The following is a 14,713-nucleotide window of genomic DNA, read 5'->3' as shown; positions in this document are numbered from 1 at the left end:
AGACCTGCGCCGCGCGGGTGACTTATCAGCCTCAGGCGTCGGCCTGACTTTCCTGCCCGGCCACCGGCGCTACCTCATCGAAATGCGGCTGCGGCTGGTTGGTCAGCTTGGAAAGGATACTCGCCAAGGTCTGGCGCATTTCCGGGCGACGCACGATCATGTCGATCGCGCCTTTCTCAATCAGGAACTCACTGCGCTGGAAGCCCGGCGGCAGTTTTTCACGCACCGTCTGCTCGATGACGCGTGGGCCGGCAAAGCCGATCAGCGCCTTCGGCTCGGCGATATTGATATCGCCCAGCATGGCCAGACTGGCGGAAACGCCCCCCATGGTCGGGTCGGTCAGCACCGAAATGTACGGCAGACCGCGTTCCTGCAATTTTGCCAACGCTGCGCTGGTTTTCGCCATCTGCATCAGCGACATCAGCGCTTCTTGCATACGGGCACCGCCACTGGCAGAGAAACACACCAGCGGACAGTTGTCTTCCAGCGCCTGCTCAACCGCACGAACAAAACGCGCGCCGACCACGGACGACATGGAACCGCCGATGAAGGCGAATTCGAATGAAGCGGCAACGATCGGCATACCGTACAGCGTGCCTTTCATCACCACCAATGCATCTTTTTCACCGGTCGCTTTCTGCGCGGCAACCAGGCGGTCCTTATACTTCTTGGAATCCTTGAACTTCAGAACGTCTTTCGGCTCCAGTTCGCTGCCCAGCTCCACTTCACTGCCTTCATCAAGCAGGGTATGCAGACGCATACGCGCGGTCATGCGCATGTGGTGGTCGCATTTCGGGCACACTTCCAGATTACGCTCCAGCTCGGCGCGGTAGAGAACCTGGCCGCAGCTATCGCATTTGGTCCAAACCCCTTCAGGAATACTCGCCTTACGGGTTTGGGTAATATTGCTCTTGTTAAGAATTCGTTCAATCCAGCTCATCGATGACCTTTCTGTTTGAACCTGGCAGACGCCAGTCCGCAGTTCATGCTTTAACAATCCCCCCGAAAACAGACCCAATGAAAAAGTGCCCGAGCAAAACGCGACAAGCGCGCGACAGAGGCACTGGTTTCAAGGTTGTTAACAGGAACAGACCATAAATGTCGCTCATTAAACCATATCGGCCCGACACTGTGGATAAAAAACTGGTCGAACCGACAGGTTGAGCGATGTTTTTACTGTTTTTGCTGGCGGGCAGCCGCGCGCTTGTGGCGCCAAATTTCAATGATGCCCGGCAGAATTGAAACAATGATGATAGCCACGATCAACAGTTTCAGGTTTTCCTGCACGATCGGCAAGTCGCCGAAAAGGTAACCAGCATAGGTGAACAGCAGCACCCAAACCAGTGCGCCAATCACGTTGTAGGCAGCGAAATGGCGATAGGACATATGCCCCATACCGGCAACGAACGGCGCAAAAGTACGCACGATCGGCACAAATCGCGCCAGAATGATCGTCTTCCCGCCGTGTTTTTCATAAAACTGGTGGGTTTTATCCAGGTAGCTGCGGCGGAAGATTTTCGAATTCGGGTTACTGAACAGCTTTTCCCCGAACAACCGCCCAATAGTGTAGTTCACCGCATCCCCGAGTATCGCCGCGCCGATCATCAACGCCACCATGGTGTGCACATTCAGATCGTTGGTCGGCAATGCCGCCAGCGCCCCTGCAACAAACAGCAGAGAATCCCCCGGCAGGAAAGGCGTCACCACCAGGCCGGTTTCGCAAAACAGGATCAGGAACAAAATACCGTACACCCACATACCGTATTGCGCCACCAGCTCGGCCAGATGCACGTCAATATGCAGAATAAAATCAATCACAAACTTGATGATGTCCATAGGTTCTCTCTTTGACCGGGTGTCTCACCCACCCGGCAGGTACACAAGGGAGCAACGCGTCAGTCGCGCCGGCGTTTAATCGTCGGGTAAAAACAGTGGCCCCATCGGTGGCCGGGGTAAAGCAAAGTGCTCAGGATAATCAACGCTCACCAGGTATAACCCTTCGGCCCGCGCCGTAGCCGCAGCCAGATTGCGATCCTTCAGCGCCAGCAACTCGGCCATCCAGTTCTCGTCCTGATTGCCGCAGCCAATTTCCATCAGGCTACCGACAATGTTGCGAACCATATGATGCACAAAGGCATTCGCCTTGATATCTACCACAATATATTCACCGTGGCGCGTAACCTTAACGTGTTTTACGTTACGCCAGGGAGTACGCGACTGGCATTGCACGGCGCGAAACGACGTAAAGTCGTTCTCGCCCAGCAGCGCCTGCGCCGCCCTTTCCATCCGGTCGGCATCCAGCGGGTGATAAAAATGGGTCATCCCCTGCTGCAATACCGCTGGGCGGTAGCGGTGATTATAAATAATGTAGCGGTAACGGCGCGCGGTGGCGCTGAAACGCGCATGGAAATCTTCAGGCACGCCGGTTACCCAGCGCACGGCGATATCCGGCGGCAGATGGGTGTTGACCCCCATCGTCCAGGCGGCGTCCTTGCGCTGCGCGGTGGTTTCAAAATGCACCACCTGACCGGTAGCGTGCACTCCGGCGTCGGTACGTCCGGCGCACAGCACGTTGATCGGCGCGTTGGCCACCTTGCTCAAGGCCTGTTCCAGACAGGCCTGCACGCTGGCCACTTCCTGCTGACGCTGCCAGCCATAATAACGGCTGCCGTCATATTCAATCCCCAGCGCGATTTTCAGTGTCGGCTGGGTGGGCAAAGCAACCTCTGACATCAGTACATCTGCTCCTGCACCAGACGCTCTGCGGTTTCGATAGCCATCAGCGCGCCGCCGAAGCGTACGTTGTCGGCGACCGACCAGAACTGCAGAATTTCAGGAATGCCGTAGTCATTGCGCAAGCAACCCAGGCTCAGCGCATCGCTGCCGGAAGCTTCCGTGACCTGAGTCGGATAGTCGTCTTCTTCGCTCAGTTGGATATCGTCTACCTGCTCCAGCTCGCTGCGCGCTTCTTCCGCAGAAATTGGGCGCAGCGCTTCCAGATGCACCACCTGCGCATGGCCGTAAAACACCGGCGACTGCACGCAGCTCACCGAGATCGGCAGCCCTTCGTCCTGCAGCACTTTACGCACCTGGTCGACGATCAACCGTTCTTCGCGCACGCTGCCCTGCTCGTCGGTCATCAACGGCAGCAGGTTGAACGCCAGCTGCTTGGCAAACACGCCCGGCTCGGCCGGAATGCCGTTCAGCAGGCGAGCACTCTGACCGGCCAAATCGTCTACCGCCACTTTTCCGCGGGCAGAGACCGACATCAGGGTGGTGACGTGCAGACGGGAAAGCCCGGCCTGTTCGGTCAAAGGTTTGATGGCCGTCAGCAGTTGGCTGACCATGCTGTCGGCCACGGCGACGATATTACGATTACGGTAATCCGCCAGCACCTGCGGGTTAACCCCCGGTACCACCAGCGGAACGTCCGGCTCCAGCGCAAACAGGCCACTGGTGTCGATCACCAGGCAGCCCATATTGCCGGCTTCTTCCGCATAGCGGGCCGAGGCTTCGCTACCGGCGACGAAGAACGCCAATTGGGCCTGTGACCAGTCGAATTCTTCCGCTTTTTGCACCAGAACCGATTTGCCATTGAAGCGCACCGTGGCACCGGCACTGCGTTCGCTGGCCAAAGGATAGAGTTCGCCCACCGGGAACTGGCGTTCCTGTAACAATTCCAGCAACGCTTCACCTACCGCGCCAGTGGCGCCAAGCAGAGCGATATTCCAGCCGTCAGACATTGGGTTTCTCCAGAGTATTTTTCAAATGCAGATGGGCGACTGATTCGCCGCCCTGATAACAAAATTAGTCACTGTGGCTTAAGAAAGCCTTACGCGATCGAAAAGCCCAGCTTGTGCAGCAGCTCCGCACTGGCGCTATCATCACACTGGACGCGTAATGAAGACCATTCACGGCGCTCCTGATAATGTTTGCGCAGACGATCAAACTCGCCCGGTTGCCCGGCCACTTTACGCAGCGGCGCGTCGTCGCGGCGCACATCATACACCAAGTGCATCAATCGTTTTAATTTGCCTTCGTCCAGTGGCCCATTGAGCTGGATCTGGCTGAACTCGGGCACCGGCAACAATGAGGCCAGTTCGATCTGCTGCGGCTGTCCCAGGTGGCGGCTGAAGGCCTCGAAAACCTGCGTCGTGCCGCGCGCCTTGCCCTCCAGCGTGTAACCGGCGATATGCGCGGTACCGATATCGACCCGCGCCAGCAGCGGCAGAGACAGCTCCGGCTCAGGTTCCCACACGTCCAGCACCGTGCTCAGCTTTTTGCCTTTTTCCAGCGCCTGCAACAGCGCCGCGTTGTCGACTACCGGACCGCGGCAAGCGTTGATCAGAATGCGATTGTCCGGCAGTGCCGCCAGCAGTTCGGCATCCGCCAGGTGCAATGAATGATAAGGGCCGGATTTATTGAGCGGCGTATGGAAGGTCAGCACGTCAGCTTCCGCCACCAGCTTCTCCAATGGCCAGAACTCGCCGCTGTCACCACGATCGGCACGCGGCGGATCGCACAGTAAGGTACGCACGCCCAGGGCTTTCAAACGGGCATCCAGCCGTGAACCTACGTTGCCGACGCCGATAATGCCGACGGTTTTATCGCGCAGGTGAAAACCGTCACGCTCAGCCAGCAACATCAGCGCGGAGAAGACATATTCCACCACGGCAATGGCGTTGCACCCCGGTGCCGCAGAAAAACCTATGCCCTGCTGTTGTAGCCAGGCGTCGTCTACGTGATCGGTGCCGGCTGTCGCGGTGCCGACAAAACCAATGCGGGTGCCGGCCAGCAGCGCTTCATTCACTTTGGTCACCGAGCGCACCATCAACGCATCGGCATCCGCCAACGCATCACTCGGAATTGGGCGGCCAGGCACGGCCTGTACGTTCCCCAAGCGACTGAACAATTCAGTCGCGTACGGCATATTTTCATCAACCAGGATTTTCACTTGTTGCTCCGACGGTTTACGGCTATTTATACCCAAAATAATTGGCGCTGCATCAAGGCGGTAAGAGCAGGAGTCCCCAGAAGCTTACTCAAATAAGTGACTGGGGTGAGTGCTCGCAGCCAACACAGAGGCGGCGTCAAGTATGAAGAGTTATCTGTGAAATAGTGTGCCATTGAATCATGCCCGGCGAAAGCGCTCGGGGGTGGTGCCAGCGATTTGCTGAAACATGACGATAAACGCAGACGCAGAGCTATAGCCTACTTCCAGCGCAACCTCTTGTACGGTTTTACCCTGCTCCAACAGCGAAACGGCATGCAAAAAACGCAGGCGCTGGCGCCATTCGCTAAACGACATCCCCAAGTCCTGCTGGCAGCGGCGCGACAGCGTGCGTTCAGTGGTGTAGACCCGAGTGGCCCAGATGGCGAGCGAGGTATTGTCCGACGGACAGTGCTCCAGGGCTTCCAACACCGGTGCCAAAAATTTGTCTTCGGAGGTCGGCAGATAAGTTTGCTGCACCGGTGAGACATGCAGTTGGTCGATCAACGCGCGGCACAGGCGTAAATCCTGTTTGCTTTGCGGGATGTATTGTTTGCGAGCGTAAAAATCTTCGGCAATGGCGCGGAAAATCGGGGTAACGCTAACCAGACAAGGTTCTTCCGGCAAACCGGCGCACAGCGGCAGCGCAATATCCACCATGCGACACTGCGCCAAGCGCTGGTTATAGCAGGAGTGTTCAATCTCCGCTGGCGCCCACAACACAAATTCCGGCGGTGCCAAAAAGCGCTGGCCGCCGATACGCAGCACCATGACGCCAGCTTTTACCCACATCAACTGTCCCCAGCTATGACGATGTGGCTGGAACTCGGTACGAGCATTGAACTCTTCGCAGCGGAACTGCACCGGCCGCGGCGCCGGGATCAGCGCTTCGGGATAATGGCGGATTTCTGGCATGGTTTCGCCCCGTTACTTGTCTTGTTTGGCAGAAAATTTGTCTGAATATCGCTATATATAATAAACCGGACACGAGTAAACTAGCCAGCATGTTAGTCGTTAATGAGAATAATTATCATGAATATGCTCTTCCCTTTGCTGGCGGTTCTGATTTGGTCAATCAACGCCGTGGTCAGCAAGCTCTCGGCCACCGCTATCGATCCGGCCGCGATCTCCTTCTACCGCTGGTTGCTGGCGCTGATCACCCTGACGCCGTTCGTGCTGCCCGGCGTGATCCGCCACTGGTCGGCGATACGCGCCAACTGGTGGAAATTGCTGGTTCTCGGCATGCTGGGCATGGTGCTGTATCAGAGTCTGGCCTATTACGCGGCGCACAGCGTCAGCGCGCTGTTTATGGGCATTATTGTCTCACTGATCCCATTACTGACCATTCTGATCAGCATCGTGCTGTTGCGGGTCGCTCCCACGGTAGGTATTGCCATCGGCAGCCTGTTGTCTTTGGGCGGCTTGATCTGGCTGGTGAGTGCCGGTAACCCGGGTGAGTTGCTGCAGCACGGCATCGGCAAGGGGGAATTGATGATGTTCGCCGCCACCGCCTCTTATGCGCTGTACGGCGTGCTGACCAAACGTTGGGCGATTGCCCTGCCGAACTGGCAGTCGTTGTATGTGCAGATCCTGTTCGGCGTGGTGCTGTTACTGCCGAACTTCCTGATGGCACAAGACGTGTCTCTGACCAGCCAAAACATCCCGCTGGTGCTGTTTGCCGGCATTCCGGCCTCGATTGTCGCACCTTATCTGTGGATCCACGGCGTTATGCGTCTGGGGGCCAATACCGCGTCGATCTTTATGAACCTGGCACCGGTATTTACCGCCATCATTGCGGTGCTGTTCCTGCATGAACATCTGCACAGCTACCATCTGATCGGCGGCGGCATTACCCTGCTGGGCGTGATCCTGTCGCAGCGTCTGCGCACGCCGCTAGGGCGCAAGGCCAAACAAGCCGCGGAATGTCAGAGCTAAGATAACAATTGAAAACGCACCCGCACCAGCAGGCCACCCAGCGTGGCCGAGGTCAACAGCTCCGGGCGGGTGCCGTGATAACGGGTGATATCGCTGACCAGCGCCAGTCCCAGCCCTGCACCGGGTTGATCACCCACGTTATCCAACCGATGAAACGGCTGCAGCGCCTGCGCGGTATCCTGTTGGGCAATGCCCGGGCCGCTGTCTTCAATTTCCAATATTCCCTCCCCGGCCTGCTTGTCCAGGGTTAAACGTGCGGTGACCGTGCCCTGATGCGGCGTATATTTCAGTGCGTTATCCAGCAAGTTGGCGCACAGTTCGGTTAGCAACAGCGTTTCTCCGCCGACCCAACAGACCGATTCTCCCTCGTACCCCAAATCGATGCGCTTGCTGCGGGCCTGGGGTAAACGTGAAAAACAGGCATCGCGCAGCACCTGCGCCAGGTTTACCGGCTGCAGTTGGCGATCGGCGTGATGCTCATGAGCTTTGAGCCGTGAGAGATAGAGCAGGCGATCAGTCAGCGCCACGGTGTTATCCAGCGTTGCGCTCATGGCCAGTAAGCTTTCCCGCCACTGCTCCGGCTTATCGCTGGCCAGCGCCACCCCCACCTGGGTTTTCAATACGGTTAACGGCGTGCGCAGCTGATGTGAAGCGTCGGCGCTAAAACGTTCCTGTCGTGCCACCATCACCCGCAGCCGTTCAATATAGCGGTTGAACGCCAGCAACAGCGGCTGCATTTCCGACCAGGGCAATACCATCGGCAACGGCGTCAGCTCACCCGGGTCACGCCGCAGCATAATGCCGGAAAGCTTGCGCATCGGCTTAAGCACCCGCTTGAGCAACGCAAAGGCCAGGATCATGGTCAGTACCACCACGGTTCCCTGGCTGAGCAAAGCGGAAAGCATCATCTGCCGTGCCAAATAGCGGCGCGACTCCAGGGTTTCCGCCACCAGAATGGTGGCCATGCCCATCACTCCGGATTCGTTGACCGGCTGGTACAGGGCAGCGACGCGGATCGGCCGCCCGCGGTATTCGGCGTCATAGAAATGCACCAGCGCCGGGTACAGGCTTGAGCGCAAAATATGCGGCGGCATCGTCGGCAAATCGTCATAGCCGGAGATACTTACGCCCTGCGGGGAGATCACTTCGTAGTAAAGCTGATCGTTCATGTTGCGCTCAAAGCTGTCGAGCACCACGTAGGGCACATCCACCTCAAGCCGGCCATTTCGCACCACCAGCCGTTCCGCCACGGTACGCGCTGACGCCAGCAACGTGCGATCGTAAGCCAGCGTAGCGGCATTCATCGCGCTGAAGTAGTGGGTATAAATCGAGATGCCGCCTAACACCAGCAGCGGCAGGCCAAAGAACAACAGCAGTTGATAAAATAGCGATTGCGGCGCGTTAAACCACCTCATTGCAAAGCTCCAGGCTGTAGCCCAGACCGCGCAGAGTGATTATCGCCACGTTGCTGCCCTGCAGTTTTTTTCGCAGCCGGTGTACATAGAGTTCAATGCTTTCCGGATTGGCCTCGTCGGCCAAAGTAAACACCTGTTCAAACAACTGCTGTTTGGCCACCGGCCGGCCACGGCGGTGAATCAACGCGGTCAGCACCGCCAACTCACGCGGCGTCAATTGCAGCGGTTTGTCGTCCAGCTGAAAATAGCCTTCATCGAGATAGGTCAGCGCGCCATATTTCAGCGCCTGCTGGGTCACGCCAACGCTGCGGCGCAGCAACGCGCGAATGCGCGCCTCCAGTTCATCCAGTTCGAAAGGCTTGGTGAGATAATCGTCCGCCCCCAGGTTCAGCCCTTTAACCCGATCGGCAACGTCGGTTCTGGCCGTCAGCAACAGCACCGGTAAGTCCTGTCCTCGCTTGCGCAGACGCGCCAGCAGATCCAGCCCGTTCAGCCGCGGTAACGCCACGTCCAGCACCACCAGCGCATAGGATTCGTTTAACAGCAAATGATCGGCCGCCAGCCCGTCCGGCGCGACGTCGACGGCAAAACCGACGCCGGTTAACGCCTTTTGCAGCCAGTGGGATAACTCGGGATGATCCTCAACCAATAACAGACGCATGTTTCCATTCCATTGATTTTTCTATGCCCGCAGGCCGAATGCTGAGCGATGACGTCAGCATCCGACTTATTGTCAATTAACATCTTTATAACAGCAGGATGGCACGGAAGACGCAGTGATAGAAGGGTTGCTCCCATTCCGTTTTGGGAGCTGGAACACAAATGCGACACGGAATAACCCGTGAGCCGTCGGCAACAGGGCTAATTCGGTTAGTCAGCCACTACATTTCGATTTCGCAGTCGGCCAGGGCGATTTCCAATACCGGTTTCAATTTGGCGGGGGTAAACGGCGGAGACACCAGCACCGAGCGGTTGTTGGCGGCGAAGACCAGATCAATACCGGTGATACAGGCCGTCATGTGGCAAGCGTATTTTTCACCTTTGTCATTCGAAAAATGCAGTTCAAAAACGCCGATATCTGCTCGCAGGCGCTTAACACGACAATGGCCTTCTTTCCCAACAGCCTCGGCATAAGCCGCGGGCAACATCTTGATGGCACTCACTTTATTGCCGTCCTTGCTGCCGAATAACTTCCCTAATGAAAACATAATAATGCACCTTCATTCATTTTATTTTTCGGCATTTTATCGCAAGACGAAACCGATAAAACTGATATTACGCAGGCTTTACGCCAGGTTTATGCGCTGTTATTCCTTCATCGCATGTGTTAACCGGCGGGCAATCAGGACGATGGTCAGTCGTGTAATTCTCGCTAACAGGAGACACGTATCACATCCCGGAAACTTTTCCCTCGGTTGAAAGGTAAATGAAAGGTTGTTGATTTAACAATCCAGCAACCCGTATCGGCGGGGATCTACACCGACTGAAAAATACCTTGGGGAAAGCAATGAAAAAAATAATCACCCGCACACTGACCGCTACCGCTCTGCTGCTGGCCACCCATCAGGCTTTTGCCCTGGAAGCGCCGAAACGCACCGAATGCATCGCTCCTGCCAAGCCTGGCGGGGGATTTGACCTGACCTGCAAGCTGATCCAGGTCTCGCTGCAAGAAACCAAAGCCATCGACAAACCGATGCGCGTGACCTATATGCCTGGCGGCGTCGGCGCGGTGGCTTACAACGCCATCGTGGCTCAGCGCCCGGCGGAATTCGGCACGGTAGTCGCCTTCTCCGGCGGTTCGCTGCTGAATTTGTCACAGGGAAAATTCGGCCGTTACAACGTCGATGACGTCAAATGGTTGGCCGCTGTCGGCACCGACTACGGCATGATCGCCGTGCGTGCCGACTCACCGTACAAAACCCTGAAAGACCTGATGAACGCCTTCCAAAAAGATCCCAACAGCGTGGTGTTCGGCGCAGGCGCTTCGATCGGTAGTCAGGACTGGATGAAAACCGCCCTGCTGGCGCGCGAAGTCGGCGTCGATCCGCACAAGATGCGTTACGTGGCGTTCGAAGGCGGCGGCGAGCCGGTTACCGCCCTGCTCGGCAACCACATCCAGGCAGTTTCCGGCGATCTGAGCGAAATGGTGCCTTACCTGCAGGGTGACAAAATTCGCGTGCTGGCGGTGTATTCCGAACAGCGCCTGCCGGGTCAGTTAGCCGATGTTCCGACCGCCAAAGAGCAAGGGTTCAATCTGGTCTGGCCGATCATTCGCGGCTTCTACGTTGGCCCGAAGGTCACGGAAGAGGAGTACCAGTGGTGGCTCGATACCTTCAAGAAAATGATGGCGACCGAGGAATTCAAGCAACAGCGCGATCTGCGCGGCCTGTTTGAATTCGACCTGACCGGCAAGGAATTGGACGCCTACGTGAAAAACCAGGTCAATCAGTACCGCGAACAGGCCAAAGTTTTCGGCCTGGCAAAATAACCGGGGGCATACCATGAGCGATCGCATTTTTGCCGGGTTCTGGCTGCTGCTGTGTATCGGCGGCCTGTTTATCGGCTGGGGCATCCAGAGTGAATACAGCTACGAGCCACTGGGTCCGCGGCCCTTCCCACTGGCTATCCTCAGCCTGATGGCGCTGTGTGCGGCACTGCTGCTGTTGAACAAACCGCAGGCCGTTGAATGGCCACATAACAAGGTGATGCAACGTCTGCTGGTGCTGGTGATCACGCTGGTGCTGTACGCCTGGGGCTTCGAGTGGCTGGGCTTTCCGCTGGCGACCGCACTGCTGACCTTCAGCATTGGCCTGCTGTTCCAGGCCAGCCTGATAGCGGCGTTGGTGTCTGGCGCGATCATGGGCGTTGCGCTCTATTACGCCTTTGACCGCTTACTTGATGTGACACTGCCACTCGGCGTTTGGCTGAGTTAACGGGGGCGATGATGGAAACCTGGATGTATTTGTCTCAAGGGTTCGAGGTGGCGCTGGTGCCCCAGAACCTGATTATCGCCCTGATCGGCTGCTTCGTCGGCACCATTGTCGGCCTGCTGCCGGGCCTGGGACCGATCAACGGCGTGGCGATCCTGCTGCCGCTGGCGTTTGCCCTCAAATTACCGGCCGAGTCGGCACTGATCCTGCTGGCGACGGTGTATATCGGCTGCGAGTACGGCGGCCGCATCTCCTCGATATTGCTCAACGTACCGGGAGACGCTGCTGCGATCATGACCGCACTGGACGGTTACCCCATGGCACAACAAGGCCGTGCCGGCGTCGCGCTGTCGATTTCGGCGGTCAGCTCCTTTGTCGGTTCGATGATTGCCATCGGCGGGATCATTCTGTTTGCCCCGCTGCTGGCCCGTTGGTCACTGGCATTTGGTCCGGCAGAATATTTCGCCCTGATGGTATTCGCTATCGCCTGCCTGGGCAGCATGATGAGCCAAAACCCGTTGAAATCGCTGCTGGCGGCGCTGATTGGTCTGGGGCTGGCGACGGTCGGGGTGGACGCCAATACCGGCGTTTATCGTTTCACCTTCGACAGCGTCCACCTCTCCGACGGCGTGCAATTTATCGTGGTGGTGATTGGCCTGTTCTCGGTCAGTGAAATCTTGCTGATGCTCGAAAGCACCAGCGCCGGGCAAAAGCTGGTGCGTAAGACCGGCCGCCTGCTGTTTAACCGTAAAGAGGCCGCCGAGTGCGTGGGCCCCACGCTGCGTTCTTCGGTGATCGGTTTCTTCGTCGGCATTCTGCCGGGTGCCGGGGCCACCATCGCCAGCGCCCTCACCTACATGACCGAAAAGAAAATCAGCGGCAACAGTGAAACCTTCGGCAAAGGGGATATCCGCGGCGTCGCTGCGCCCGAAGCGGCCAATAACGCCTCGGCCTGCGGTTCGTTCATTCCGATGCTGACGCTGGGCGTACCGGGTTCCGGCACCACCGCGGTAATGATGGGAGCGCTGACGCTGTACAACATCACGCCAGGTCCGGCAATGTTCACCGAACAGCCGGATATTGTCTGGGGGCTGATTGCCGCGCTGCTGATTGCCAACGTGATCCTGCTGATCATGAACCTGCCGTTGGTGGGCCTGTTTACCCGCATGCTGACCATCCCTTTGTGGTTCCTGGTACCGGCGATTGCCGCGGTGTCGGCGGTCGGCGTTTACGCGGTACACAGCACCACCTTTGACCTGCTGTTAATGGTAGGGCTGGGGGTGTTCGGTTACATACTGAGGAAGATGCACTTCCCGATGTCACCGCTGATCCTGGGCTTCGTTCTGGGAGAAATGCTGGAGCAAAACCTGCGCCGCGCGCTGTCGATCAGCAACGGTGAGTTCAGCATCCTGTGGGGTAGTGGCATCGCGCAAACGCTGCTGGTGCTGGCGGTATCCGTGCTGGTGCTGCCGCTGCTGTTGCGCAGAATACGCAAACACCGCCTGACGGCGGAAGCGGCCAAGGCCGAATAAGCAAAAGGGCGGAGTATTAACTCCGCCCTTTTCATTTAACGTTTAATTTCGCTTATCGCCCGTTCAAGGGCCGCAATATCGTCATTGGCCAGCAAAGGCTGCACCTGAGCAAAATCCTCGGCCGACAGATCATAAATACGCAAAGCGAGTAACCTGGCTACGATCTGCGGAGCAAAGCGCAGTCTTATTGGTCGCGCCGGATTGCCCCCCACCAGGGTGTAAGGCTCAACATCCTTCGTCACAACGCTACCGGCGGCGACTATCGCTCCTTCCCCAATCGTCACGCCCGGCATCAGCATCGCCCGCATGCCTATCCAGCAGCCGTCCCCCAAACGGGTATCGCCCTTCGGCTGATAGGAAGCCAGAATGCTTTCCATCATCGGATACAGGCAGAACCAATCGGCACGATGGGTATGGTTGCCCCCCATCAGGATCACCGCCTCGGCGGCAATGCAGACATAATCGCCGATCAGCAGTTGGTCTATCGTTCCTAGCGGCTGCCACTGTTGGCTGACCTCGTCGCCGTGCAAATAACGCACCACGGAGCGCTCAAAGCCGTCATCCAGGTAGTCGCTGTAATAGCTGTGAGTCCCTTTGACGATAATATTGGGGTTGGTCACCGTTTGGTGTAACAGTTCTGTTTTTGACCAGTGTTTTTCAGTCATGGCGCTTTCTCTATATTCATTGCAAGAGCCACAGCCAAATGTCTGTGGCAGTGTTTTTTGGTCGTAAAACACTGCCGCTTTAAGCGATTAACGCCCGTTTTAATCTTGGGTTATTGGTCATTGTTGCCTCCACATCCGGCCCTAATGTTAACAAATCACGTCGCAGCCGTCTTGCTCTTCAGCATCAGCACCCCGCCCATCACCAACGCACTGCCCAGCAGCTGTAACTGATTCATGCTTTCCCCCAGCAGGAAGTAAGCGATCGCTGCCGTGAACACCAGCTCCAGCGACAAAATCAGGTTTGCCACCGCCAGCGGCAAGCTTTTCAAACTGATGTTGTACAGGCCGAACCCCAACAGCGTTGGGCCGGCAGCCAGGGTCAGCAGCAACCACCAGCCCCCCCACTCGATACCCTGAACGCCTTGGGACAGGAACCACAATGACCCCGTCATGCCGTGGAACGCCTCCAGTGGGTAAAAGGTCAGCGCGGCATTGAACAACCATTGATAGACAGCCGAAAAGCCGAACACGTACAGGATGGTGTTCCACACCGGGTAACGCCGTTCGGTCGCGACCCGCCCACCCAGCGTATAGAGGGTGTATCCGATGCCGGACAGCATGCCCACCACCAGCCCCAACAGGTTAAAATGGCTGTTGCCCAAGCTGTCGCCGTTGCTGACCAGAAAACAGCCGCCCAGGCTGACCACAATCACCACCAACTGACGCAGGCTCAGGCGCTCGCTGTACATCATCCAGCCGAGAAACACGGTAAAACCGACCGAGCAGTAGGTCAGGATAGTCGCCACCGACGCACCGTTCAGCGCCACCGACAGCGTCCACAGGCTGTTGAACACTGCCAGCAGCAGACCATAGCAGGCATAAAAGGGGATCTGCGCGCGCTGTAAACGCGCCCATTCGGGTTTGAACAGCAGCAGTACCGGCAACAGCACCAGAGCAACCAGCGCCGCGCGCCAAAAAGCCAGCACAAAGGTCGGCAGGTGATAATACTCCGTCAGCACGCGGATAATAATGGCGGTAAAGGCCAGCAACATGGCGCTGATGATAGCAATCACATACCCCTGACTGCTGCCCTGTAAAATGTGCGCCCCCGGGAAAACCGGCCTGGCTGAGATACCCGATGGTAATGACATGACACCCTCAAAAAACGGCAATAGTGGACTCAGGCGAGATTCTAACGCCGCGTAACTTTACCGCCAGAGCCACTTTCCCCCGATGTTATATAGGC

At 57.3% G+C, this 14,713-nt stretch carries 15 protein-coding genes; 4 read left to right on the top strand and 11 right to left on the bottom strand.

The features are described 5' to 3' along the window. Positions 1-31 precede the first annotated feature (31 nt). The 6 genes from accD to ACMGG1_RS06410 form a co-directional block, all read right to left on the bottom strand. Positions 32-940, bottom strand: coding sequence for an acetyl-CoA carboxylase, carboxyltransferase subunit beta (gene accD / locus ACMGG1_RS06435; protein ID WP_020827872.1), 909 nt, complete (start codon positions 938-940; stop codon positions 32-34). 233 nt (positions 941-1,173) lie between these two features. Next, positions 1,174-1,836, bottom strand: coding sequence for a DedA family protein (locus ACMGG1_RS06430; RefSeq protein WP_020827873.1), 663 nt, complete (start codon positions 1,834-1,836; stop codon positions 1,174-1,176). 75 nt (positions 1,837-1,911) lie between these two features. Beyond that, complete coding sequence (gene truA, locus ACMGG1_RS06425; protein ID WP_130016458.1) at positions 1,912-2,733, bottom strand: tRNA pseudouridine(38-40) synthase TruA; 822 nt, start codon at positions 2,731-2,733, stop codon at positions 1,912-1,914. Further along, positions 2,733-3,743, bottom strand: a complete 1,011-nt coding sequence (locus tag ACMGG1_RS06420; protein ID WP_046373047.1) for an aspartate-semialdehyde dehydrogenase — start codon at positions 3,741-3,743, stop codon at positions 2,733-2,735. The genes truA and ACMGG1_RS06420 overlap by 1 nt, the downstream gene beginning before the upstream one ends. 89 nt (positions 3,744-3,832) lie before the next feature. Continuing rightward, positions 3,833-4,954, bottom strand: coding sequence for a 4-phosphoerythronate dehydrogenase PdxB (gene pdxB / locus ACMGG1_RS06415; protein ID WP_046373046.1), 1,122 nt, complete (start codon positions 4,952-4,954; stop codon positions 3,833-3,835). A gap of 177 nt (positions 4,955-5,131) precedes the next feature. Continuing rightward, positions 5,132-5,905: an AraC family transcriptional regulator gene (locus tag ACMGG1_RS06410; protein WP_149572623.1), complete on the bottom strand. Its 774-nt coding sequence runs from the start codon at positions 5,903-5,905 to the stop codon at positions 5,132-5,134. A 117-nt stretch (positions 5,906-6,022) separates the two neighbouring features. Between ACMGG1_RS06410 and ACMGG1_RS06405 the strand changes: the two genes are divergently transcribed. Then, positions 6,023-6,925, top strand: a complete 903-nt coding sequence (locus ACMGG1_RS06405) for a DMT family transporter (protein ID WP_020827878.1) — start codon at positions 6,023-6,025, stop codon at positions 6,923-6,925. Here the strand turns inward: ACMGG1_RS06405 and ACMGG1_RS06400 are convergent. The 3 genes from ACMGG1_RS06400 to ACMGG1_RS06390 form a co-directional block, all read right to left on the bottom strand. Further along, positions 6,922-8,340 (bottom strand): sensor histidine kinase, encoded by a 1,419-nt coding sequence (locus ACMGG1_RS06400; RefSeq protein ID WP_122079914.1) that lies wholly within the window; start codon positions 8,338-8,340, stop codon positions 6,922-6,924. The two genes, ACMGG1_RS06405 and ACMGG1_RS06400, sit on opposite strands and share 4 nt — an antisense overlap. Next, the gene (gene tctD, locus ACMGG1_RS06395; protein WP_122079915.1) at positions 8,327-9,001 is read right to left on the bottom strand and encodes a transcriptional regulator TctD; all 675 of its coding nucleotides are present in this window, start codon (positions 8,999-9,001) and stop codon (positions 8,327-8,329) included. The genes ACMGG1_RS06400 and tctD overlap by 14 nt, the downstream gene beginning before the upstream one ends. A gap of 220 nt (positions 9,002-9,221) precedes the next feature. Continuing rightward, on the bottom strand, positions 9,222-9,548 hold the full coding sequence (locus tag ACMGG1_RS06390; protein ID WP_414161229.1) for a hypothetical protein: 327 nt from the start codon (positions 9,546-9,548) through the stop codon (positions 9,222-9,224). A 299-nt stretch (positions 9,549-9,847) separates the two neighbouring features. Here ACMGG1_RS06390 and ACMGG1_RS06385 point away from each other — a divergent pair, with 299 nt between their 5' ends. Genes ACMGG1_RS06385 through ACMGG1_RS06375 form a run of 3 tightly spaced genes read left to right on the top strand, consistent with a single transcriptional unit; the run spans position 9,848 to position 12,802 of the window. After that, positions 9,848-10,828 (top strand): Bug family tripartite tricarboxylate transporter substrate binding protein, encoded by a 981-nt coding sequence (locus tag ACMGG1_RS06385; protein ID WP_020827882.1) that lies wholly within the window; start codon positions 9,848-9,850, stop codon positions 10,826-10,828. 13 nt (positions 10,829-10,841) lie between these two features. Then, on the top strand, positions 10,842-11,273 hold the full coding sequence (locus ACMGG1_RS06380) for a tripartite tricarboxylate transporter TctB family protein (protein ID WP_020827883.1): 432 nt from the start codon (positions 10,842-10,844) through the stop codon (positions 11,271-11,273). 11 nt (positions 11,274-11,284) lie between these two features. Further along, on the top strand, positions 11,285-12,802 hold the full coding sequence (locus ACMGG1_RS06375) for a tripartite tricarboxylate transporter permease (RefSeq protein ID WP_273854362.1): 1,518 nt from the start codon (positions 11,285-11,287) through the stop codon (positions 12,800-12,802). 35 nt (positions 12,803-12,837) lie between these two features. Here ACMGG1_RS06375 and ACMGG1_RS06370 read toward each other — a convergent pair whose 3' ends face one another. Further along, entirely contained in the window at positions 12,838-13,467 is a 630-nt protein-coding gene (locus tag ACMGG1_RS06370; RefSeq protein ID WP_128864618.1) for a CatB-related O-acetyltransferase, read from the bottom strand. A gap of 155 nt (positions 13,468-13,622) precedes the next feature. Next, positions 13,623-14,618, bottom strand: coding sequence for a DMT family transporter (locus ACMGG1_RS06365; RefSeq protein WP_122079919.1), 996 nt, complete (start codon positions 14,616-14,618; stop codon positions 13,623-13,625). Between the last annotated feature and the right edge of the window lie 95 nt (positions 14,619-14,713).

It is taken from the genome of Serratia sp. BNK-12 (assembly GCF_047456085.1).
Taxonomy (GTDB): domain Bacteria; phylum Pseudomonadota; class Gammaproteobacteria; order Enterobacterales; family Enterobacteriaceae; genus Serratia; species Serratia liquefaciens.
The sequence above is the reverse complement of the archived record's forward strand: the minus strand, read 5'-3'. Positions and strand labels throughout refer to the sequence as shown.

What these genes read in the sequence shown, in the direction of transcription:
- accD (WP_020827872.1), bottom strand. Translation starts at nt 940, where the DNA reads ATGAGCTGGATTGAACGAATTCTTAACAAGAGCAATATTACCCAAACC.
- ACMGG1_RS06430 (WP_020827873.1), bottom strand. Translation starts at nt 1,836, where the DNA reads ATGGACATCATCAAGTTTGTGATTGATTTTATTCTGCATATTGACGTG.
- truA (WP_130016458.1), bottom strand. Translation starts at nt 2,733, where the DNA reads ATGTCAGAGGTTGCTTTGCCCACCCAGCCGACACTGAAAATCGCGCTG.
- ACMGG1_RS06420 (WP_046373047.1), bottom strand. Translation starts at nt 3,743, where the DNA reads ATGTCTGACGGCTGGAATATCGCTCTGCTTGGCGCCACTGGCGCGGTA.
- ACMGG1_RS06410 (WP_149572623.1), bottom strand. Translation starts at nt 5,905, where the DNA reads ATGCCAGAAATCCGCCATTATCCCGAAGCGCTGATCCCGGCGCCGCGG.
- ACMGG1_RS06405 (WP_020827878.1), top strand. Translation starts at nt 6,023, where the DNA reads ATGAATATGCTCTTCCCTTTGCTGGCGGTTCTGATTTGGTCAATCAAC.
- ACMGG1_RS06400 (WP_122079914.1), bottom strand. Translation starts at nt 8,340, where the DNA reads ATGAGGTGGTTTAACGCGCCGCAATCGCTATTTTATCAACTGCTGTTG.
- tctD (WP_122079915.1), bottom strand. Translation starts at nt 9,001, where the DNA reads ATGCGTCTGTTATTGGTTGAGGATCATCCCGAGTTATCCCACTGGCTG.
- ACMGG1_RS06390 (WP_414161229.1), bottom strand. Translation starts at nt 9,548, where the DNA reads ATGTTTTCATTAGGGAAGTTATTCGGCAGCAAGGACGGCAATAAAGTG.
- ACMGG1_RS06385 (WP_020827882.1), top strand. Translation starts at nt 9,848, where the DNA reads ATGAAAAAAATAATCACCCGCACACTGACCGCTACCGCTCTGCTGCTG.
- ACMGG1_RS06380 (WP_020827883.1), top strand. Translation starts at nt 10,842, where the DNA reads ATGAGCGATCGCATTTTTGCCGGGTTCTGGCTGCTGCTGTGTATCGGC.
- ACMGG1_RS06375 (WP_273854362.1), top strand. Translation starts at nt 11,285, where the DNA reads ATGGAAACCTGGATGTATTTGTCTCAAGGGTTCGAGGTGGCGCTGGTG.
- ACMGG1_RS06370 (WP_128864618.1), bottom strand. Translation starts at nt 13,467, where the DNA reads ATGACTGAAAAACACTGGTCAAAAACAGAACTGTTACACCAAACGGTG.
- ACMGG1_RS06365 (WP_122079919.1), bottom strand. Translation starts at nt 14,618, where the DNA reads ATGTCATTACCATCGGGTATCTCAGCCAGGCCGGTTTTCCCGGGGGCG.